The organism is Micromonospora sp. SCSIO 07396, assembly GCF_053667945.1.
The window spans coordinates 3,774,559-3,795,110 of sequence record NZ_CM132210.1 but is presented as its reverse complement, the minus strand read 5'-3'; the positions used below and the strand labels follow the sequence as shown (position 1 = coordinate 3,795,110).

Genomic DNA, 20,552 nt, shown 5'->3' with positions numbered 1-20,552 from the left:
GTGTTCCGACGCCGGGTGGTCGTCGGGAGGGGGCAACGAGGACATGGCTGGCAACGGTGACCGTGCCGACGCCTGGACGTCGGAGCTCCGTGAGCAGCAGGCGTCGCTCGGCGCCGACCTGGGCCCGGCCGATCCGGCCGCCTACACGATGCGCAAGCCGATCCCCGAGCCGATGCCCACCGACCGGCACGGCCCGGCGCGGATCATCGCGATGGCCAACCAGAAGGGTGGCGTGGGCAAGACCACCACCACCATCAACCTGGGCGCGGCCCTGGCCGAGTACGGCCGCAAGGTGCTGCTCGTCGACTTCGACCCGCAGGGCGCCCTGTCGGTGGGCCTGGGGGTCAACCCGCACAACCTCGACCTGTCCGTCTACAACCTGCTCATGCAGGACGACGTCATCGCCGAGGACGTCCTGATCAAGACGGACGTGGCCGGCCTGCACCTGCTGCCCGCCAACATCGACCTGTCGGCCGCCGAGATACAGCTGGTCAACGAGGTCGCCCGGGAGATGGCCCTGGCCCGGGTGCTGCGGACCATCCGCAAGGAGTACGACTACATCCTGATCGACTGCCAGCCCTCGCTGGGTCTGTTGGCGATCAACGCGTTGACCGTCGCGCACGGCGTCCTCATCCCGCTGGAGTGCGAGTTCTTCAGCCTGCGCGGGGTGGCGCTGCTGCTGGACACCATCGACAAGGTCCGCGAGCGGCTCAACTTCGACCTGGAACTCGAAGGCATCCTCGCCACCATGTACGACAGCCGCACCACCCACTGCCGGCAGGTGCTCCAGCGGGTGGTCGAGGCATTCGGCGACAAGGTCTACCAGACCGTCATCACCAAGACGGTGAAGTTCCCCGAGTCCACGGTGGCCGGCGCCCCGATCACGACGCTCGACCCGGCCTCCTCGGGGGCCCGCAACTACCGGCAGTTGGCCCGTGAGGTGATCGCGGCCCAGGCCGACCGGTAGGCCGGGGTGCACGCCGGGGCGTCCCGGACGGCGACGACGTCCGGGACGTGGACTACGGTCGTCCGGTGACCGCGCCACCGCTGGATCCGCCGACGACCCCGCAGCAGCCGCCCGTGCTGGCTGCCGAGGTCGCCGCCGACGTGGCGACCGACCCGACGGGGGTGCCGCAGGCCGGGCAGAGCGGCGGCTTCACCGTCCGGCTGGCGAACTTCACCGGCCCGTTCGACCTGCTGCTGCAACTGATCAGCAAACACAAGCTGGACGTCACCGAGGTGGCGCTGCACACCGTCACCGACGAGTTCATCGCCTACATCCGCGCCATGGGCGACGAGTGGGACCTCGACGAGACCAGCGAGTTCCTGCTCATCGCCGCGACCCTGCTCGACCTGAAGGCGGCCCGGCTGCTGCCGTCGGCCGAGGTGGAGGACGAGGAGGACCTCGCCCTGCTGGAGGCGCGGGACCTCCTCTTCGCCAGGCTGTTGCAGTACAAGGCGTACAAGGAGGCGGCGGCGCACATCGCCGAACTGGAGGCGGTCGGCGGTCGGCGGTACCCGCGCGCGGTGACCCTGGAGGCCCGCTACGCCGAGGCCCTGCCCGACCTGGTGCTCGGCATCGGCCCGCAGCGGCTGCTGAAGCTCGCCGTGCGGGCGATGACCCCGAAGCCGGTGCCCGAGGTGTCCATCGCGCACGTGCACCAGGTCCGGGTCAGCGTCCGGGAACACGCGGCGGTCCTCGCCGAGCGGCTACGCCGGGCCGGGGTGGCCACCTTCGCCCTGCTCTGCGCCGACTGCGCGATCACCCTGGAGGTGGTGGCCCGCTTCCTGGCCCTGCTGGAGCTGTACCGGGAGGGGCTGGTCGCGTTCGTCCAGGAGGAGGCCCTGGAGGAGTTGACGGTGCGCTGGACCGGCCCCGCCGACGGTAGCGCCGAACTGCACGTCGACGAGTACGCCGGCAGCCCCGCCGACCCCGACCCGGCCGGTGCCGCGCCCGCCGTGGCGGACCCCGCCCCGGCCGCCCCCACCGCCCCGGTGCGTGCCGGCCCGGTGTCCGCTGACCCGGCGTCGGCCGGGACGGTGGACGAGCCCGCATCGATGCAGGAGTGACGTGATGAGCGACGAGGAGCGGCAGGACTCGCTTGCCGACCAGGCCGCCGCCTGGATCCCCCCGTGGGAGCGTCCCGCCCCGCAGCGCAAACCCGCACCCGGCGCGCCTGACTCCGGGGCCGAGGACGCTTCCGTCTCGTCGGCAACGGACACCGTCGACGAACTCCCCGCTGCGGCGGCACCACCCGCAGCCGACGCCGAAGCAGCCGACGGCGAGACCGCCGACGCCGGGACGGCCGGTCCCGAGCCTGCTACCGACGGGACACCCGAACCCGGACCCGACGAGGACGTGACCACAGCCGCCGTGACCACAGCCGGTGGGGCGGCTGGCAGCGACGCCGGCCCGGAGACGGCGGGGGAGCGGGGTACTGCGGGCGTACCGAAACGGCAGCCGGCCGGGCGACGGCGGGTGACGGTCGCCCCGCCGCCGGCACCCGAACTCGACGACGCGGAGCTGCGCGGCGCGTTGGAGGCCATCCTGCTGGTGGTCGACGAACCGGTCAGCGAACTGGTGCTGGCGCAGGTGCTGGAGCAGAAACCGGAACGGATCGGGCCGGTGCTCGACGACATCGCCGCCGGCTACACCGCCGCCGGGCACGGGTTCGAGCTGCGCCGGGCGGCCGGAGGATGGCGGCTGTACACCAGGCCGGAATACGCGGCGTACGTGGAACGGTTCGTGCTGGACGGGCAGTCGGTCCGGTTGACCCAGGCCGCCCTGGAGACACTCGCGGTGGTCGCCTACAAGCAGCCGGTGACCCGGGGTCGGGTGTCGGCCATCCGGGGTGTCAACTGTGACGGGGTGCTCCGTACCCTGGTCTCCCGAGGGTTGGTCGAGGAGTGCGGCGCCGAACCGGACAGTGGGGCGTTCCTCTACCGGACCACCACGATGTTCCTGGAGAAGCTGGGCCTGGACTCGGTCGCCGACCTGCCCCCGCTCGCCCCGTTCCTCCCCGACGACGTAGAAGAGCTTGCCGATGCCACGCGATAACCGTTCCCCCAAGCCCGACGCCCCCGTGTACGAGGGTGCCGAGCGCCTGCAGAAGGTGCTCGCCGCCGCCGGCGTCGGTTCCCGACGTGCCTGCGAGGATCTGATCTTCCGGCGTCGGGTGACCGTGAACGGGCGGGTCGCCCAGCTCGGGGACAAGGTCGACCCCGCCACCGCCGTGATCCACGTCGACGGGGAACGCCTGCAGGCCGACAACCGCCTGGTGTACGTGGCGATGAACAAGCCACGTGGGGTGGTCACCACGATGGCCGACGAGAAGGGCCGCAACGAGCTGGCCGAGTTCATCGGCAACCGGGTCGAGCAGCGGGTCTACCACGTCGGGCGGCTCGACGCCGACAGCGAGGGCCTGCTGCTGCTCACCAACGACGGCACCCTGACCCACAAGCTGATGCACCCGTCGTACCAGGTGCTCAAGACCTACCTGGCCGAGGTTGCCGGGCCGATCCCGCGTAACCTCGGCAAGCGGCTGCTGGCCGGCGTCGAGCTGGAGGACGGGCCGGTCAAGGTGGACTCGTTCAAGGTGGTGGACACCCTGGGGCGAACCGCCCAGGTGGAGCTGAGCCTGCACGAGGGACGCAAGCACATCGTCCGGCGGTTGCTGGCCGAGGTCGGGCATCCGGTGTCCCGGCTGGTGCGTACCTCGATCGGGCCGATCAAGCTCGGTGACCTGCGCACCGGGCGGATCCGGCGGTTGACCAACGCGGAGGTCGCCGCCCTGTTCAAGGCCGTGGGTGACTGACCCGAGTCGTAGCGGGTAGGCGTGCCGGTAGGCTTCCACGCGGCCCGCGGGCCGCGTGGTGGCGTGCGCCGCCCCGGCGGCGCGGAGACACCCGCGAGGCGCGGGCATGATTGACGACGATGGACGACCGCTCAACGGCGTCGGGACGACCGACGACCCGCGAGATACGGGCTGAGGAGGACAACGGTGGAGGAAAACGTACGGGCCGGGCGCTGCGTGGTCGCTGTGGACGGGCCGTCCGGTTCGGGTAAGTCCACCGTCTCGCGGCGGCTCGCCGCCGGCCTCGGTGCCCGCTACCTGGACACCGGTGCGATGTACCGGGCGATCACCTGGGCGGTGCTGCGTTCCGGCGTCGACCTGGCCGACGCCGCCGCGGTGGGCAAGGTCGCCGAGGAGGTCGAGCTGCGCATCGGCACCGACCCCCAGGGGTACGGCGTGACCGTCGACGGGGTGACCGTCGACCGGGAGATCCGGGGTCCCGAGGTGACCGGTGCGGTCTCCGCGGTGGCCGCCGTCCCGGCGGTGCGGGCGCTGCTGGTGGCCCGGCAGCGGGAACTGATCACCCATGCCGGCCGGATCGTCGTCGAGGGGCGGGACATCGGTGCCGTGGTGGCCCCCGATGCCGACCTGAAGGTCTACCTGACCGCCTCCGAGGCGGCCCGGGCCCGGCGGCGCAGTGCCGAGGACGCCGTCGACGTCGCGGCGACCGCCGCCGACCTGGCCCGCCGGGACCGCCTCGACTCCACCCGCACGGTCGACCCGCTGCGGCAGTCCGCCGACGCCGTCGAACTGGACACCACCGAGCTGGGCATCGACGAGGTCGTCGACCTGCTGCGTGGGCTGCTCACCGAGCGGGGAGTGGCATGAGCGACGGCTGGGTGGAGCTGCGCGAACCGGACGTCGAAGCCGACGAGCCGACCGGTCCGCAGCCGGTGGTGGCCGTGGTGGGCCGCCCCAACGTGGGCAAGTCGACGCTGGTCAACCGGCTCATCGGTCGCCGGCAGGCGGTGGTGGAGGACACCCCCGGGGTGACCCGGGACCGGGTGCCGTACGACGCGCAGTGGAACGGCCGGACGTTCACGGTGGTGGACACCGGCGGTTGGGAGCCGGACGCGAAGGACCGGGCGGCGGCGATCGCCGCGCAGGCCGAGACGGCGGTGGTCACCGCCGACGTGGTCATCTTCGTGGTCGACGCGATGGTCGGCGCGACCGACGTGGACGAGGCCGCGGTGAAGATGCTGCGGCGCAGCGCCAAGCCGGTGATCCTGGTGGCCAACAAGACCGACAACAGCGCGATCGAGTTGGAGGCTACCTCGCTGTGGTCGCTGGGGCTCGGCGAGCCGCACCCGATCTCCGCCCTGCACGGCCGGGGCGCCGGGGAACTGCTCGACGCGATCCTCGACGCCCTGCCCGAGGCCCCCAAGATTGTCGAGAACCGGCCGCGCGGCCCCCGCCGGGTGGCGCTGGTCGGCCGGCCCAACGTCGGCAAGTCCAGCCTGCTCAACCGGTTCTCCGGGGAGGAACGGGCGGTCGTCGACTCGGTCGCCGGCACCACCGTCGACCCGGTGGACAGCCTCGTCGAGATCGGCGGCGAAACCTGGCAACTGGTCGACACCGCCGGGCTACGCAAGCGGGTCGGCAAGGCCAGCGGCACCGAGTACTACGCCAGCCTGCGTACCGCTGGGGCGATCGAGGCGGCCGAGGTGGCGGTGGTGCTGCTCGACTCCAGCGAGCCGATCAGCGAGCAGGACCAGCGGATCCTGACCATGGTCGTCGAGGCCGGCCGGGCCCTGGTGATCGCCTTCAACAAGTGGGACCTGGTCGACGCCGACCGCCGGTACTACCTGGACAAGGAGATCGACCGGGAGCTGCGCCGCATCCCCTGGGCGATCCGGCTCAACCTGTCGGCGCAGACCGGTCGGGCCGTCGACAAGCTCGCCCCCGCGCTGCGCAAGGCGCTGGCGAGCTGGGAGACCCGGGTGCCCACGGCACAGCTCAACCAGTGGCTCACCGCCCTGGTACAGGCCACCCCGCACCCGGTGCGCGGCGGCCGGGCCCCGAAGATCCTCTTCGCCACCCAGGCGGGTGTCTCCCCGCCGCGGTTCGTGCTGTTCACCACCGCCCCACTGGACGCCGGCTACCAGCGCTTCGTCGAGCGCAAGCTCCGCGAGGAGTTCGGCTTCGAGGGCAGCCCGGTGGAAATCTCCGTACGCCCCCGCAAGAAGCTCGGCCCCGGCGGCCGGGGCAAGGCCCACGGCTGACCGCCACCGCACAAGGGCTGCCGCTCCTCCCTCTGGGGAACGGCAGCCCTCTTTCCTAGGACGCTTTAGGGGTGGTGGGGGTGCGCACCGACGCGGCGGGGGGCTGTGCGCGCGGTGCGAAGATCCTGCGCTAAGCTGTACCGGCTGCTGCGGGGGAAACCACGCGGGGAGCATCGGGACGTGGCGCAGCTTGGTAGCGCACTTGACTGGGGGTCAAGGGGTCGTCGGTTCGAATCCGGCCGTCCCGACAGACAAAAAGCCCTGACCAGCGGAAACGCTGATCAGGGCTTTGGCTTTCATCTATGAAGATTTGAACCGCCCCCCGAAAACCCCCCGTTTACCGGGGTCGGCGGTCAGGTTCTGTCATCCATGTGCATCGTTTGGTGTTGCTGGTGTGGAACGGCGCTGGCGGTGGGTGCCGAGTCGTTCGAGGATGTCGGAGACGTCCGGGGCCTGGACGGGTTTGGCGATGTAGTACGTGTCGGTGACCTCCTCGCTGGAGTGTCCGAGCTGCGCGGACGCGCTCTTGGTGTCCCTCTCCTCCTTGATGAGGGTGGCGACGGTCTTGCGGAAGGTGTGCGGGGTGACCCAGGTGAGGTCGGTGTCGGCGCGGGCCTGACGCCACTGGCGGCGGACGTTGTTGGGGGAGAGCCAGGTGCCGCGTCGGGACGCGAAGATCGCGTCGTGGGGGTTGTCGGGGGCGTCGAGTTTGCGGGCCATGAGCATGCCGACGGCGAAGCGGGGCAGGACGATCCTCCGGTAGCCGGCGTCGCTCTTGGTCCAGGGTTGACGGAAGATTCCCTGGCTTTTGACGAAGACGAGGGTGCCGCAGATCGTCAGGGTGGGGCGTTCGGTGGCGAGGTCGAGGTCTTCCCAGCGCAGGGCGAGGATCTCGCCGATGCGTGCGCCGGTGGCGAGCATGAGGTCGACGACGTCGGCCAGGTCGCCGGTGTGTCGGGGTCCGGGTTTGCCGAGGACCGGTCGCTGCCAGTCGCGGATGGCGGTTCTTACGGCGTGGAGGTGTTCGTCGGAGAAGGCGACGACGGTGCGGCGGGGTTTGCGGAGCCGCCCGGTGTCGCGTACGGGGTTGGTGGGGATCGCTCCGTGGCGGACGGCCAGCGCGAACATCTGGCTGAGGACCACCTTGACGCCTTTGGCCGCTGCGGGGCGGTCCTTGGCGATCTCGCGGAGGAACCGGTCCAGGCGCCCGACGCTGGCCTCTCGGATGCGGAGGTTGCCGAGGGCGGGCAGGACCGCGGTACGCACGCTGGTCTCATATCGGTGGATGGTCTGAGGTGCGATCCGTTCCTCGGCGGTGATCTCTTCGATCCACACTTCGGCCAGGCGGCTGACGCGGGTCTCCCGGGTGATCTCGTCGTCGTTGGGAGTGGTGCGGTCACGCAGCTTGACCTTCAGCGCCCGTTCGGCGGCGGCACGGGTGGCGTCGGTGGCTTCGATGTCACGGGTCTTGCCGTCGTAGTCACGGAACCGGGCCCGCGCGCGGAACCGGTTGGCGGCGAGCTTCTCGGTACGGATGGTGCCCCAGGTGCCGATGGGAAGTTCGGGTCGGGCCATGACTCACCGCTCCGAGTCGGTGTGGTCGTCGAGCCAGCGTTCGACCTCGCTACGCCGGTAGCGCAGGGTGTTGCCGACGCGGATGGCGCGGGGGCCCTTGCCCCGGCTGTGCCAGGCGTAGAGGGTGTTCTTGGGCTTGCCCAGTCAGGCGGCGAGGTCGTCGATGGTCAGTAGCGGGTCGGGCCGCCATTCGGGGACGGCGGGAGCGCTCATTGGCGGCCCATCGTGTTGGCGGGATCGGGCTGCTGACCTGATGTGGCGCGGCTGGCCCGTCGCCGGTAGCCGGCGGCATCTGAGGGCACCGGTACGGGAGCGGGTTGGGGGATGGTCGTGCATGGGCCTGACTTCCATTCAGGATCCCAGCCTGGCTGGGAGCGGGGGTCGACGGCGCTGCCGTGGTGAGGCACGACCGCGGGGTGCGCCAGATGTGGACGTCGATCCATCCGTTTCTGCCCGAAGGTGTCAAGCCCGTCGTTGCTCCCTGCGCTGGTGGGACGAAGTGGACTTGGCGACCGGTGCGGGTGGTCGTCGTCGCCCGGCCCCTTTAGGCCCTGTGTCGAAGTCGGTCATAGCCACTCGTTGATCGCGGCGATGTGAACGGTGGCTTCGTAGCGGACGGCGAGTTTGTCGAACCGGGTCGCTACGGCTCGGTTGCGCTTGAGTCGGTTGATGCCGCACTCCACGGCGTGGCGCTGCTTGTATCGCTCAGGGTCGAAGGCCGGGGGTCGGCCGCCCTTGGAGCCTTTCTTGCGTCGGTTGGCGTCTTGGTCGGCCTTCGAGGGGATCGTCGCGGCGATACCGCGTCGGCGCAGGTAGCGGCGGTTGGCCTTCGACGTGTAGGCCTTATCGGCCAGGACCCGGTCCGGGCGGGTCCGTGGCCGGCCGGCGCCGAGACGGGGCACCCGGATCCCGTCGAGTACGGCCGTGAACTGCGGGCTGTCCCCACGCTGCCCGGCTGTCAACACGATCGACAACGGCTTCTGCCCCTGCTCGCAGGCCAGGTGCAGCTTCGTGGTCAGCCCACCCCGCGACCGACCGAGCGCGTGATCGGTCGGCTCGACCCCGACCCCACCCGGCGGCTCTGCCTGCAGATCCCCCTTTTACGCGCCCCGGCAGCATGCTGATGCGCTCGGGCGACCGTCGAGTCCACCGACACGTCCCAGACCACCCGACCGGCCGCATCAGACACAGCCTGCAAGACGGTCAGGATCTTCGCCCAGGTCCCATCACGCTGCCAACGCCGGAACAGCCCGTACACCGCAGCCCAGGACCCGTAACACTCCGGAACATCCCGCCACGGGGCACCGACCCGTGTCCTCCACCGAATCCCATCAATAAGCTGCCGTTTCGTCCATCTCGACGGCCGACCCGGCCGACGCCCCGCAGGCAGCAACGGCTCCAGCGCCACCCACTGTGCGTCGGTAAGGTCATGCCGCCTCGCCACCACTAGGGTGTCCACGAGGTCTCCGGTGTTCGGGTTCTGCTTGGTCGCTGAACCAGATACCGGAGACCTCGCTACATCTCGAACACCAACACGCGAAGATCCTCACCCAACAGCCCAAACCCCGGCACCGACTTCGACACAGGGCCTAGCCCGACCACGGGCGAACCCGGCTGGACCCTGGAGCCTGCGTGAGGCAGAAGCGGGGCGCGGAGTACAACCACGTCTTCGTGCTGCAAGAGCCATTGGGGGTCGCCGGTGGTGATCGCGTCACGGGTGTTCTTCTGCTGGAAGAACGAGGCGCGGGGGATGATCATGCCGTTGCGGACGCCGCAGATCAGGGCGATGCATTCCTCGACGAGTTCGAGGCCGGCGTTGATGCCGGCGGCGGTGACCATGCCGGGGATGTCGATGAGTTCGCCGTGGCGGCGGTAGGGCCGGGCGGTGACGATGACGTGTCCGCCAGGACGGAGCAGCGTGCGGCAGCCGGCGAGGATTGCGGTGAACCCGTCGGCGAGTTGGCCGTGGCTGCGGTAGGCGAGGTTGTCGCTGCTGCCGTACTTGTGGTTGATCTTGCGGACTTTGCCGCGTCTCGGGCCGGGGGTGCGGACGTGGCCGTGGGTGGACGACCCGTAGGGCGGGGACGTGATCACGAGGGAGGCCCGGCCGTGCAGGCTGGCCGGCAGCAGTGCCGGCAGCGCGGTCGAGTCCCCGTGGTAGATCTCGCCCCGACCTGACGCACCCGTCTGGCCGGCGTGGTGGATGTTGGCGGCTGCGCTGGCGACCCATTCGGGTTCGTACTCGGCCCCGACGCCGTGCCGGCCGAGGTGCATGGCCTCGATGATGGTGGTGCCGATGCCGGCCATGGGGTCGAGGACCACGTCGCCGGGGTTGGTGTAGGTGCGGATGGCGTATCGGGCGATGGTGGGCAGCATCTTGCCGGGGTGGGCCAGCGACTCCGGGGTGTATCGGCCGCGACGGAGGTCGCGGGACGGATGCTGGCCGGTGAGCCACACCGAGCCGAGGTAGCCCTCGGCGAGCAGTGCCGGCAGATCGGACCCGTCGGGGTGTGGCGCGGAGTCGTGCAGACCGGGGGTCTGCGCCGACCGATGCGGCTCAGGCATGGGTGTTCTCCTCACCGGTGGCGGTGGTCCCGAACACGAGCAGTTCCCGGAATGCCGGAAGGTGACGGCCGGCGAGTAGGCGCCTGCCGTCCCTGGCGGCCGTCGCCCGTTCGGGCGCCGCGCAGTGTCTTGCCGTCGATGTGCATCTGCTGTCCGCCCTGGACACCACCACCGGGATCGTGCTCGCCCAGGTCACCGTCAACGCCAAGAGCAACGAGATCACCTCGTTCGCCCCGCTGCTCGACGCAGTCGAGACGGTGCTCGGCACCCTGGCAGGGGTCCTGTTCATCGCCGACGCCCTGCACACCCAGACCAGGCACGCCGACGAGGTCACCGCCCGCCGAGCGCATCTGCTCGTCCAGGTGAAGGCCAACCAGCCGACCCTGTTCACACAGTTGAAAGGGCTGCCCTGGGCGCAGATCCCGGCAGGTGATCGGACCCGCGACCGCGGTCACGGCCGCCGCGAGACCCGCACCGTCAAAGCCGTCACCGTCGCCACCCCCGGCGGCATCGCCTTCCCGCACGCCCAGCAAGCCGTCCGGATCACCCGCACCCGCATCGTCACCGGCAGGACCAGCCGCGAGACCGCCTACCTGACCGTGTCACTGCCCGCCAGCCAAGCCCTGCCCCGCGGACCTGCAAACCTGGATCCGCCGCCACTGGCACATCGAGAACCGCCTCCATCACGTACGCGACGTGACGTTCCGTGAAGACCTTCACCAAGCCCGGACAGGCAACGGACCCGCCGTCATCGCCACCCTGCGCAACACCGCGATCGGCTGGCACCGCACCACCGGCGCGACCAACATCGCCCGCGCCACCCGCCAAGCCAACCGCCGCTCACACGACCTGATCACCGCCGTGACCAGCAGCTATCCGAGAACGCAATGACCCTGGGGTATCACCGACGCAAGGGAGAACCTCATGCCGAGGTCAATGCCCTACGCGCAGCAGGGAAGGACGTCCCGCGCCGGACCTACACCAACCCCCGTACACAGTCAGACCGAAATCAGAGATCGATCTCGTCATCGTTCTCGGGTGCCGGAATCCAGTAAGGTTCCCTTTCTACCGGCACAACGATGAGCGCTGCCGGACGCGACCTTGCCCACCTCAGAACCTCGTCCCGGGTGCCTTCGAATTCCTCGACACCCGCCGATTGGCCGTCAGGCATTTCGTCTACCCATTTCGCGGCCCACACAATCCGCCGATGTAGGTCACGACCCTTGTGAATATAGACAGTGCCGAACCCTGGGCGAGGGGCAGACATGACCTGTTGAGGCGCAATTTTGCTGTCGCGCATCTCCTCAGGTAGGTAGAAGGCGTTCGTTCGGCGGCGGGAGTCCTCCATGAGTGGATGCTACCCGACTCGTGTGGGCTCGAGCCGGGAAGCGGATCGAGCGCCGCGTGATCACTCTTGGATCACGCGGCCCTCGACCCCGTGAGAGGCTTTTCAGATCGATCTCGCCTCGGATGTATCAGGAAGGGCTCCAGCCGGAGCCGTACCAGGCGCTGCCCAGCTGCGGCGGGTCGTCCAGGTTGTATGCTCCGGCGGAGTTGCGGTGGAACTTCGGGCTCTTGATGAAGGTGTACCAGCGGCCCGGGTACGAGCTGGACGGGTCCGTCCAGTCGAATTGGTGGGCGACCCCGGCGTGGGCGACGCTGCCCTCATAGGCGGTGTAGCCGCCGGAGCCGAAGCCGTTCACCAGCGCGCCGGCCCCATATGGGCCACCGCTCCACATTTGATAGGTCGAGCCTCCGCTGACCGGGTAGCCCTCGGGGTGGGCGGTGCTGAAGTACAGCCGCTCGCCGGATGCCCGGACCTGCTTGGTGCCACGCGTCGACTCGAACTGGAAGGGCTTCGACGTGGACGAGCCTCCGCTGAACTTCACCTCGATGAAGAACTCGGTGCTCCCCAACGTGGTGCCGTTGTAGCCGTAGATGCCATCGCCGCTGAACTCGGCCCAGTAGTTCGCGACGTAATACCAGCATCCGAGCACCGAGCACGTTCCGCCGTTGGCCCGGATCTTCGACGTGTCTGGGCAGACCCATGCACCCTTCCGTACGCTCACCGGACTGGAGCACTGGCTCGCCCCCGATGCAGCCGCGGCTTCGGTGTACGCCTTCGTCGTCGTGCTCGGTCGGGAGTCCGCCACTGCGGGAACGGCGCTTACGGTGGGGCCGCCCAAAGTCACCAGCATGGTGGCGAGTAGCAGTCTTGCGGGTCGTCTGACCATCGCCTCTTCTTCCTTAATAAGGTGTGGCAATATCCGTTCGGTCGATTGCCGTTCACCTTGATCTCAGGGGATGGGCGCGCGAGTCATCCAGGCCCTTAATCGAACGACGCCCCGCGCCTTGTCAAAGCTATTGATGAACACACCTGCGCGCAAGCTCATTGATTGTCGGAGTTCAACTCCGACAACTTTATACGAAACCCATAAATGAGGTTACCTCTACAGGGATTCCCGGAGGCACAAGTCACTCAGCTGAAGATTCGCATCCGCTGGCCTTCTCCGGTCGAGAGACCCTGACCACCACCCACCCCGGCCTCCCCGGTATCGCTTGCCGCATCCGCCGCATCGGCGGCTGCCAATACCTCGTCCACCTCGTCGACCACCCCCTGCCCGTGGATGCCACCACCGGCCGTCTGGTGGACGCCTTGACCAGCACCGATAAGCCACACGGCCGACTCACCATCGCTTGCCGCAACAGGCGATCTACTCCCGCGCGTTCGGGGGTGATCAAGACGACCGCACAGCGAGAGCCTCCCCTCGCTGACATGCATCTCGCCTTGATCAGCAGGAGGTGGTCAGCTCCCGACGAGACCATCAGCGGCTCGTTCTTTGAGAGAGCGTTTGGGATGTGTGCTGGTCGGGCGTGTCGCACAGTGGGTGCGATCGATGAACTGGGTCCGGTCGGTAGACGGGTATGGATCGAGTGCGGCGGTACCCGTCTGACCTGACCGATGCCGAGTGGGCGTTCGTCGAGCCGATGCTGCCGTCGCCGCAGTGGATGGGCAGGCCGGAGAAGCATCCTCGTCGGGCGATCGTTGACGGCATCCTGTACGTGGTGCGTACCGGCTGCGCGTGGCGGTACCTGCCGGTGGACTTCCCGCCCTGGCAGACGGTGTACTCCCACTTCCAGCGGTGGAACCGGCGGGGTGTGACCGAGCGGATCCTCACCGAACTGCGGGAGGATGTCCGCCTGGCCCACGACCGGCAGCCGCAGCCGACCGCAGGGATCATCGACTCCCAGAGCGTGCGCGCCGCCGACACCGTGCACTCCGATACCCGCGGCTACGACAGTGGGAAGAAGGTCAACGGCCGCAAACGGTTCATCGTCACCGACACCCTCGGTCTGCTGGTCACCGTGTGGGTCCTGGCTGCCTCGTGGCAGGACCGCGACGGCGCGAAGGGCGCCCTGCTCGCCACCTATATGGCGACTCCGATCCGACATGTGTTCGCCGACTCCGGGTTCGCCGGCCGTCTGGTCGACTGGGCCCGCGACGTCCTGCGCACCACCCTGGAGATCATCCGCAAACCCGCCGACCAGCAAGGATTCGTCGTGCACCGCCGTCGATGGGTGGTAGAGAGGACCCTGGCCTGGCTCACCGCCCACCGCCGGCTGGCCCGCGACTACGAAACCCACCCCGCCACCTCCGAGGCCATGATCCGCTGGGCCGCCATCGCCGGCATGCTCGCCCGTCTCACCCGAGGCGGACCACCACCCGCCAACAACGCCGCACCCTCAACACACCCGACTGACAGACATGCGAAACGCTCTCTTAGGGGCTACCTACCGGACCCACAAAGGGCTCTCCTGTCGGATCCGAGACACTGACCGGCGCGATGTACCTGAACAAGACCGACGAGGTCAATGCCCACCGGCTGGCGTCGACTGACCTGAGAAGCACGCCTGCAACCAGGCGGCGTCGGTGGCTGCCGGAAGGAGGCCGCACCGCCGGTCGACCTGGCGACACACCGACTGACCTGGACGGCTACCTACAGGACCACGCTGGCCGCATGATGGATAGGGTGACGATGAATCTGTTCACCGGCAGCGCCCAACCCAGCCTTTTCGACGACGCCTCGGTCGACGTTCGGGAGCCGGTGCTGATGTCGCTTAACCCGGTCTACTTCGACCTGATCTGGGCCGGCGAGAAGCGTCACGAGTTCCGACGCCGCTTCTTGACCGGCCAGTCGGTGCGCTGGTTCGTCTTCCTCACCGCCCCGGTGTCCCGCCTTGGCGCGGTGATCGACCTGGGGCCCGCTGTGGTGGACACACCGCAGCGCATCGCTGATATCGCCGAGCAGGCCCGCGTGGGTAACGGCGTTTCGGTGTTCGAGTATGTGCAGGACCTGCCACAAGCGTTCGCGATCCCCATTCAGCGGGTCGTTCAGTACCCGGGGATGCCGCTGGATCAGCTCAAGGTCGAACTCGGCTCGTTCCATCCCCCTCAGGGCTACACCCGGCTACGCAACCATCCCGATCTGCTGAGCATCTGCGAGAAGGTCACGGCCGACTTGCCGACCCGCGAGATGACCGTGCACGGTCACTAGCGGCATCCTCGGCCGCGGCGACTGGGAGGTGGAAGTCATCATTCGTCGTCAGGCAACCCCCAAGGAGCCGTCCCCCCTGCGCCGTGCCCGCCTCGCGCGAGGGTGGACGCTGGAGAAGGTCGTCGAGGCGTTCGACCAACGCTCCACCGGCGGGCATTCCGGTGTTACCCCGACGATGGTCAGCGGCTGGGAGTTGGGCCGGCACACCACCAGCCACGCTCACCGCAAGACGCTGTGCGCCATCTACGGCAAAAGCGTCGACGAGTTGTTCACCCACCAGGACAACCACCTGGGCGACCATGGCGACGGGCCACAACTGCTGGCCCGGTATGCCGACCTGAACGAGGCGATGCTGGCCGTCGTGGCGCAGGCCCGTGAATGCCTCATCGTCACCGGCTCACGGTCACGTAGCACTGGCTACCTGCAAGCGATCGAAGCCGCCCTTGCGGCGAGCCCTGCGCTGATTTTCTACCGTGTCCTGCACGGCCCACCTCACTATCGGGTGCTGCGCGATCACCTGGCGCGGCTCCTGGAGATCCGCGATCCGCGCGACCGCAGCTTGGGCGTGAAGACTCTCAACCTCGGCATCGAGGAGGACCCGTTGGCTCCGGAGAGGTTCTTCGTGGCCAGTGAGCGGGCGGCCGTGGTTCCCATCCCGTCGCTGACCTCCCACGAGGCGTTCGACTCCGGGGTGCTGCTCGGCGCCGGGCCGGCCTCACGCCTGCTCGACCACGGCCGGCAGGCGTACGCTGCCGCTCGACGCATCGAAACGGTGGCCGACGTGCAGGCGTTGGTCGTGCTGCGAGAGCGGGGTGGCGGGTGACCCACGATCCGGTGTGGCAGGCGGCGCAGCACGACCACGACTCCGTCATCACGCTCACCCGAGACCTGGTCCGCCTTCCCAGCCGAGGCGGCATCGACCCCTACGGTCCGGCGCTCGACCACCTTGAAGCATGGCTCACCGGGCGAGGACTGCCGGCGCGCCGGCTGAAAGGGCCCAGTGGGGACGCCGTCGCCCTTGTGGTCGAGATGCACGGCGCGCAGCCAGGACCACGCTATGTGCTCGACGCCTGCCTCGACACCGCCCCGTTCGGCGACGAGGCCGCCTGGACGCATGCTCCGACATCGGCCGCCTCCGACGGCGGCTGGCTCTACGGCCGTGGGGCGGCAGACTCCAAAGCTGCCGTCGCGGTCTTCTCGCACATCGGCGTGCGCTTCGCGGCGGTCCGCGATCGGCTGCGCGGCAGCGTCGTGCTGCTGTTCGACGTCGACGAGCACACCGGCGTGTTCGGTGGGGCGAAGACGTACTTCCGTGACGCCCCGCCCGTCGCTGGCGTGATGATCGGCTATCCGGGCGGCGACCATGTCGTCGTCGGCGGGCGCGGCGTGCTTCGGGCCCGGCTGCACGTGCATGGGGTGTCGAGCCACTCGGGAGGCAGCCGACCGACACCGAACGCGATCGTCAAGGCCGCGGAGCTGGTGCAGAAGCTGCGCTACGCACCGCTACCCGGGCCCGCCCAAGCCTTCCCACCGTTGCCCAAGCTGACGGTGACCGCGATCAGCGGTGGAGAGGGCTACTCCGTCGTTCCGGACCTGTGCACGGTGAACGTGGACGTGCGGCTCACACCCTCGCTGGACGATCGGGCCGGGGAGACGCTGGTGCGTGAGTGCGTCCGGGCAGTCGACCGAAGGTGGCCGGACACTGCGCCGACCCACGTCGAGATCACGACCAGATGGCCGCCGTACGCCCTGGCGGACACCGACCCGATGGTGCGGGAGCTGGTCAACGCCGCTACGCGCTACGGGCTCGCCCCGTCGCCGAAGATCGCCGGCCCGTCGAACATCGGGAACTATCTGGCTGGTCTGGGCATCCCGGCGACGGCCGGTTTCGGCGTCGACTACGAAGGGCTGCACGCGACGGACGAGCGGATTCGGCTGGCGTCCATCCCTGCGGTGCAGGCTGTCTACCATCGGACACTTCTCGGTCTGCTCGCATCTCGCTGAACTGGGCTTTCATCGTTCTCGCGACTGGTCGATGAACAAGCGGTAGATAGTTCGACGACATCCGTGAACTGGCCCACTCCTGCACGGCGGGTGAGGGTGCCACTACCAGTAGGCACATCCTCAGGAGGTCGTCCACCGTGCGCCCCCACCCCCCACAGACCATCGGATTCCCTCGCGAGAGCGGACCCGAGCGCCGCACGATCCTCACCCCCACCCTGGCGCGGTCGCTCACCGACGCCGGGTTCGACATCCACGCCGAGCCCGGCATCGGCGAGGGCATCTTCATCGACGACACGGCCTACGAGCAGGCCGGAGCGCGACTCACCATGCCCGACGAGGTATGGGCGGCACCGCTCGTGCTGCGCTACAAGTCGCCCGACCCCGGCGACCTCACCCGCCTACGGCCCGGGCAGCACATCGGCGCGCTGTTCCACGCCGACGGTGACGTAGATCTGCTCGCCGCGCTGATGTCCACGAAGGTGAACGCCTGGAGCTACGAGTTCCTGGCCGACAACGGCCAGTTCCCCCTCGGCCGCCCCGGCGGCCACATCGCCGGCGTGCAAGCCGTCCTGGCCGGCACGCAGGCGATGCAGCACCCGGCCGGGCGCGGTGTCCTCCCCGGTAGCCTGCCGGGAGCCGAGCCGGCGAACGTCGTGGTCATCGGCAGCGGCAACGTCGGCCGCGCCGCCGCGCTCACCGCCGCGCAGCTCGGAGCCCGCGTCACCGTCCTCACCAGCGGCCCCACGTCCCGCGACGAATACCAGGCCGCAGCCCCGACCGGGGTCACCGTGCTCGCCAACGACCGTACGGTCCTCCGCGAGGCGCTAGCCAGCGCCGACCTCGTGATCGGCGCCATTCTGATCTCCACCCACGACACCCCGCCGATGATCCACACCAACGACCTGCACCACATGCGACGCGGCGCGGTCATCGTGGACGCCACCTGCGGGTACGGGCCGGGCTACCTCCCGACGGCCGGACCCGTGCAGAAGCCGGGCGACCCGCCGAGGATCGTCCGGGGCGTGCTGCACGTCAAGGTGGACGTGTGGCCCGCGCTGGTGCCGGTCACCGCGAGCCACGCGTATGCCGCAAACGCCGCGCCGTACCTGGTGCGACTGGCCGAGACCGTGCTACGCGGCCGCGACGACACCGCCGTGCGGACCGCTCAGATCACCGCCGACGGCGTGCTGGCGCACCCCGTGGTCCGCCAGCACGCCCGCTTCTACGGGATAACGCGGTGACCGCCACGACGCCCGGATACGCCACCCGCGCCGGCACGTACGCAGCGGAGGTGACCGCCGGACTCACCGTCCCCCAACTGCTCGACGACCTACTGCGCCCGGGCCTGACCGTGGCAGAGGTCCCCTCCGGCACCGGGCACTACCCGCACACCTACGCCGCTGCGGGATGCACCACGGTGCTCATCGACGCCAGCCCGGAGATGCTCGACGCCGCAGCCGAGAACGTCGCAGGCGTGCCGCACGTCAGCCTGATCCACGCCCGGCTCGAAACGCTCACCGCCGAGCAACTGCGGGTCGACCTGATCGTGGTGCCCAACGGCGCGCTCAACCAGCTCGCCGACGCTATGCCGCTACCGGACATCTTCCACCAGCTCGCTGGCGTCCTGAACCCCGGCGGCCAGGTGCTCCTTCAGGCGCTGCTGGGCGAACCGGTCGAGAGGTGCGGCTTCTACGAGCCGCTACGGGACGACGCGCCCTTCATCGACCGCGTGATACCGGCCCCCTCCGGCGGCACGCTGGTGCGCCACCGTCGACAGCGCCGCACCGGCGACCGCGTCAGCATCGAGTTCGTCCTGCGGCACGACGACACCCAGGTTTACGAGCACACCGTCACCCTGCGGCTGCTCGACCGCCCATCGGTCACCAACGCCGCAGCGGCCGCGGGCATGAAGGTGACCACCTACCAGCCCGGGCTCGGCCAGTTGACCGAAGTCCTCCTTGCCGCAGCGCCGACATGACCGGGCAGACCGTCGCGGCAGCCGACCCCTACTGGAACCGCTACTACAACGCCGAATTCGAGTTCGGGATGGGCACCGAGGACGTCCTCGCCGCCCTCTCCGAGCTTCCGCCCGTCCGCCGGTGGTGCGATCTGGGCACCGGCTCGGAATCGCTGCTGTGGTCAATCCCCCTCACCGCCGACCACCTCATTGCCGTTGACGTCGACCCGGACCGCCTGGCGATCCTGTCCCGGTACGCCGCCCAGGGCCAGCCACGCCCCGCCTATACGACGGTGCTGAGGATGTGCCACCGCACCGCCGAGGACTTCACCCGCCGATGCCGGTCCCTGGCCGGCACCCTGATCGCAGACTGCCTCAACGGACCGTCGCTGGCCCTGGCCCCCGGCAGCACCGACCTGGTCACCCAGTTCGGTCTGCTCGGCCTCGCCGAAACCCCAGAGCACTTCCTCGACGCCTGGCGCAGGGCGCACGTACCGCTCGCCCCCGGCGGCTGGTGCGCCGGCGCGAACTGGGTTCCCGAGCCGTCCCGCCAAACCGGCCGGGTCACGCTGACGCAAGGCCTCTACCGTCGCGCGTTCGCCGATGCCGGCATCCACCCGCACCTGCTGCACCGAGTAGCCAGCGTCGATCCGCAGTTCCCCAGCCTGTGGCTCTACACCGGGAGGAAACAGTGACCACCCCCAGCACCGACCTCATCTTCGCGCCGGTCGGCATCGCCCACCTCACCAACCGCAACTCCGACCTGCTGCGCGCGGCAGCAGCCGGCCGGTCCGCGCTTCGCGTGACGACCGCAGCGCAGCTCAACGGCGTGCCGCACTTCGGCACCACCGTCACGATCCTGACGGTCTTCGCCTACGCCGCGCACGCCGCCGACGACCTCGGGCTTCCCGCGACCGTGGTCTTCGACGCCCTGGAGAACGCACCAGCCGAGCACCTGGAGCGCGGGGGCGAGCAATACACCCGCACCGTCGGCGACCTCATCGACGCAGGCCGCCTCAACGAGGCCACCCGAACCGACGGGTTCCGGCGGCTCCTCGACTGGGCCCGGGACCGCTCCGGGGTGCCCTACGAGGTACGGCCGTACGCCGTCTACCAAAACCTGCGTCCGGTCCGAGAGTGCCTGCACCACATCGCCCGGCAGCTCGACGCATTCGCGCCGATCTGCGCCCCCACCGACGGCGTGGTCAAAATCCGGCCGCGCTGCCCCGCGTGCCGTCTCATGGAGAAAGCCGGCAAGCACCTGCGAATCACCGCGCTACCCGACGCCGTGCAACTCGACAGCATCTGCCCGGACCACGGCCCGTACACCGAGCACGTCCCGGTCGACGGCGGCGGCTGGTACGACGCGAACACCCCGGTCCGCTCGATCCAGAAGGGCTACCTCCTCGCGGCCGAACGGGAGCTGTACGACGCCTGCTCCGTCTCCGCCGACGGCGCCGACTGGGGCGGAGCCTGGCACAGCCGAGTCCTCGCGCCCGGCCTGGCCACCCTCGGCGTACCGCCGCGCAACTGGCCCGTCTCCGTGTTTACACCGCTCGTAGTCGACCGCACCGGCGGCAAGCTGTCCAAAAGCCTGTACGTCGCCAAGGGCGCGTACGCCGACCTGCCCGAGCTGTTCCTCAACCTCGACGTCCTGCTGGCCGAGCACGGCGACCACGTCCTCGACATCCTGTGGGCCGAGGTTTCCCGGTGGGCCAGCGACCCGCGCCGGCTGCACCGCTCCTACACCGTCGACTACTTCGCCGCCCTGCTCAACGAGCACCTGGCCGCCCGTCCCGCGCCCCGCGCCGCCTGATCG

Annotated in this window: 21 protein-coding genes, 1 tRNA gene and 2 pseudogenes; 17 read left to right on the top strand and 7 right to left on the bottom strand. The window is 69.5% G+C overall.

Annotated features, from left to right (window positions below; all coding sequences use genetic code 11):
* Window positions 1-43 precede the first annotated feature (43 nt).
* From ACWCHM_RS16280 to ACWCHM_RS16250, 7 genes are all read left to right on the top strand, one after another.
* On the top strand, window positions 44-967 hold the full coding sequence (locus ACWCHM_RS16280) for a ParA family protein (protein ID WP_088644512.1): 924 nt from the start codon (window positions 44-46) through the stop codon (window positions 965-967).
* A gap of 140 nt (window positions 968-1,107) precedes the next feature.
* A complete protein-coding gene (locus tag ACWCHM_RS16275; protein WP_454223091.1) occupies window positions 1,108-2,070 on the top strand; it encodes a segregation and condensation protein A in 963 nt (320 codons plus the stop codon).
* A gap of 4 nt (window positions 2,071-2,074) precedes the next feature.
* Window positions 2,075-3,058, top strand: coding sequence for an SMC-Scp complex subunit ScpB (gene scpB, locus ACWCHM_RS16270; protein ID WP_454218942.1), 984 nt, complete (start codon window positions 2,075-2,077; stop codon window positions 3,056-3,058).
* Window positions 3,045-3,815, top strand: a complete 771-nt coding sequence (locus ACWCHM_RS16265; RefSeq protein ID WP_204962026.1) for a pseudouridine synthase — start codon at window positions 3,045-3,047, stop codon at window positions 3,813-3,815. Before scpB ends, ACWCHM_RS16265 begins: the two co-directional genes overlap by 14 nt.
* Window positions 3,816-4,001: 186 nt before the next feature.
* Window positions 4,002-4,682 (top strand): (d)CMP kinase, encoded by a 681-nt coding sequence (cmk, locus tag ACWCHM_RS16260; RefSeq protein WP_204962025.1) that lies wholly within the window; start codon window positions 4,002-4,004, stop codon window positions 4,680-4,682.
* A complete protein-coding gene (gene der / locus ACWCHM_RS16255) occupies window positions 4,679-6,076 on the top strand; it encodes a ribosome biogenesis GTPase Der (protein ID WP_454218941.1) in 1,398 nt (465 codons plus the stop codon). Before cmk ends, der begins: the two co-directional genes overlap by 4 nt.
* A gap of 174 nt (window positions 6,077-6,250) precedes the next feature.
* Window positions 6,251-6,324: transfer RNA gene (locus ACWCHM_RS16250), tRNA-Pro, on the top strand.
* A 115-nt stretch (window positions 6,325-6,439) separates the two neighbouring features.
* Here the strand turns inward: ACWCHM_RS16250 and ACWCHM_RS16245 are convergent.
* The 4 genes and pseudogenes from ACWCHM_RS16245 to ACWCHM_RS16230 form a co-directional block, all read right to left on the bottom strand.
* Window positions 6,440-7,651 (bottom strand): tyrosine-type recombinase/integrase, encoded by a 1,212-nt coding sequence (locus tag ACWCHM_RS16245; protein ID WP_454218940.1) that lies wholly within the window; start codon window positions 7,649-7,651, stop codon window positions 6,440-6,442.
* A 3-nt stretch (window positions 7,652-7,654) separates the two neighbouring features.
* Window positions 7,655-7,864 (bottom strand): annotated as a pseudogene (locus ACWCHM_RS16240) (helix-turn-helix transcriptional regulator).
* Between the two features lie 353 nt (window positions 7,865-8,217).
* A protein-coding gene (locus ACWCHM_RS16235) for an IS5 family transposase (RefSeq protein WP_454218939.1) occupies window positions 8,218-9,110 on the bottom strand; the annotation gives its coding sequence in 2 pieces (ribosomal slippage) (window positions 8,218-8,727 and window positions 8,730-9,110; 891 coding nt in all).
* Between the two features lie 56 nt (window positions 9,111-9,166).
* A complete protein-coding gene (locus ACWCHM_RS16230; RefSeq protein WP_454218938.1) occupies window positions 9,167-10,216 on the bottom strand; it encodes a TRM11 family SAM-dependent methyltransferase in 1,050 nt (349 codons plus the stop codon).
* A 140-nt stretch (window positions 10,217-10,356) separates the two neighbouring features.
* Here ACWCHM_RS16230 and ACWCHM_RS16225 point away from each other — a divergent pair, with 140 nt between their 5' ends.
* A complete protein-coding gene (locus ACWCHM_RS16225; protein ID WP_454218937.1) occupies window positions 10,357-10,926 on the top strand; it encodes an ISAs1 family transposase in 570 nt (189 codons plus the stop codon).
* Window positions 10,913-11,107 (top strand): hypothetical protein, encoded by a 195-nt coding sequence (locus ACWCHM_RS16220; protein ID WP_302746702.1) that lies wholly within the window; start codon window positions 10,913-10,915, stop codon window positions 11,105-11,107. The genes ACWCHM_RS16225 and ACWCHM_RS16220 overlap by 14 nt, the downstream gene beginning before the upstream one ends.
* A gap of 118 nt (window positions 11,108-11,225) precedes the next feature.
* Here the strand turns inward: ACWCHM_RS16220 and ACWCHM_RS16215 are convergent, their stop codons facing one another.
* The 3 genes from ACWCHM_RS16215 to ACWCHM_RS16205 all read right to left on the bottom strand — a co-directional run bounded on the left by ACWCHM_RS16215 (window position 11,226) and on the right by ACWCHM_RS16205 (window position 12,830).
* Window positions 11,226-11,564, bottom strand: coding sequence for a hypothetical protein (locus tag ACWCHM_RS16215; protein WP_454218936.1), 339 nt, complete (start codon window positions 11,562-11,564; stop codon window positions 11,226-11,228).
* Window positions 11,565-11,691: 127 nt separating this feature from the next.
* Window positions 11,692-12,213 carry a hypothetical protein gene (locus ACWCHM_RS16210; protein ID WP_208567082.1) on the bottom strand — a complete coding sequence of 174 codons (522 nt, stop codon included), beginning with the start codon at window positions 12,211-12,213 and terminating at the stop codon, window positions 11,692-11,694.
* 482 nt (window positions 12,214-12,695) lie between these two features.
* The gene (locus ACWCHM_RS16205) at window positions 12,696-12,830 is read right to left on the bottom strand and encodes a hypothetical protein (RefSeq protein ID WP_454218935.1); all 135 of its coding nucleotides are present in this window, start codon (window positions 12,828-12,830) and stop codon (window positions 12,696-12,698) included.
* Between the two features lie 283 nt (window positions 12,831-13,113).
* Between ACWCHM_RS16205 and ACWCHM_RS16200 the strand changes: the two are divergent.
* The 8 genes and pseudogenes from ACWCHM_RS16200 to ACWCHM_RS16165 all read left to right on the top strand — a co-directional run bounded on the left by ACWCHM_RS16200 (window position 13,114) and on the right by ACWCHM_RS16165 (window position 20,549).
* Window positions 13,114-14,053: pseudogene (locus ACWCHM_RS16200) on the top strand (IS5 family transposase).
* A gap of 8 nt (window positions 14,054-14,061) precedes the next feature.
* On the top strand, window positions 14,062-14,772 hold the full coding sequence (locus tag ACWCHM_RS16195; RefSeq protein ID WP_454218934.1) for a hypothetical protein: 711 nt from the start codon (window positions 14,062-14,064) through the stop codon (window positions 14,770-14,772).
* Window positions 14,773-14,800: 28 nt separating this feature from the next.
* Window positions 14,801-15,595, top strand: a complete 795-nt coding sequence (locus tag ACWCHM_RS16190) for a helix-turn-helix transcriptional regulator (RefSeq protein ID WP_454218933.1) — start codon at window positions 14,801-14,803, stop codon at window positions 15,593-15,595.
* A complete protein-coding gene (locus tag ACWCHM_RS16185; protein WP_454218932.1) occupies window positions 15,592-16,776 on the top strand; it encodes a M20 family metallopeptidase in 1,185 nt (394 codons plus the stop codon). The genes ACWCHM_RS16190 and ACWCHM_RS16185 overlap by 4 nt, the downstream gene beginning before the upstream one ends.
* 137 nt (window positions 16,777-16,913) lie before the next feature.
* On the top strand, window positions 16,914-18,017 hold the full coding sequence (locus ACWCHM_RS16180) for an NAD(P)-dependent oxidoreductase (protein ID WP_454218931.1): 1,104 nt from the start codon (window positions 16,914-16,916) through the stop codon (window positions 18,015-18,017).
* Window positions 18,014-18,754 carry a class I SAM-dependent methyltransferase gene (locus ACWCHM_RS16175; protein ID WP_454218930.1) on the top strand — a complete coding sequence of 247 codons (741 nt, stop codon included), beginning with the start codon at window positions 18,014-18,016 and terminating at the stop codon, window positions 18,752-18,754. Before ACWCHM_RS16180 ends, ACWCHM_RS16175 begins: the two co-directional genes overlap by 4 nt.
* Window positions 18,751-19,428 (top strand): class I SAM-dependent methyltransferase, encoded by a 678-nt coding sequence (locus ACWCHM_RS16170; protein WP_454218929.1) that lies wholly within the window; start codon window positions 18,751-18,753, stop codon window positions 19,426-19,428. The genes ACWCHM_RS16175 and ACWCHM_RS16170 overlap by 4 nt, the downstream gene beginning before the upstream one ends.
* On the top strand, window positions 19,425-20,549 hold the full coding sequence (locus ACWCHM_RS16165; RefSeq protein WP_454218928.1) for a hypothetical protein: 1,125 nt from the start codon (window positions 19,425-19,427) through the stop codon (window positions 20,547-20,549). Before ACWCHM_RS16170 ends, ACWCHM_RS16165 begins: the two co-directional genes overlap by 4 nt.
* Window positions 20,550-20,552 lie beyond the last annotated feature (3 nt).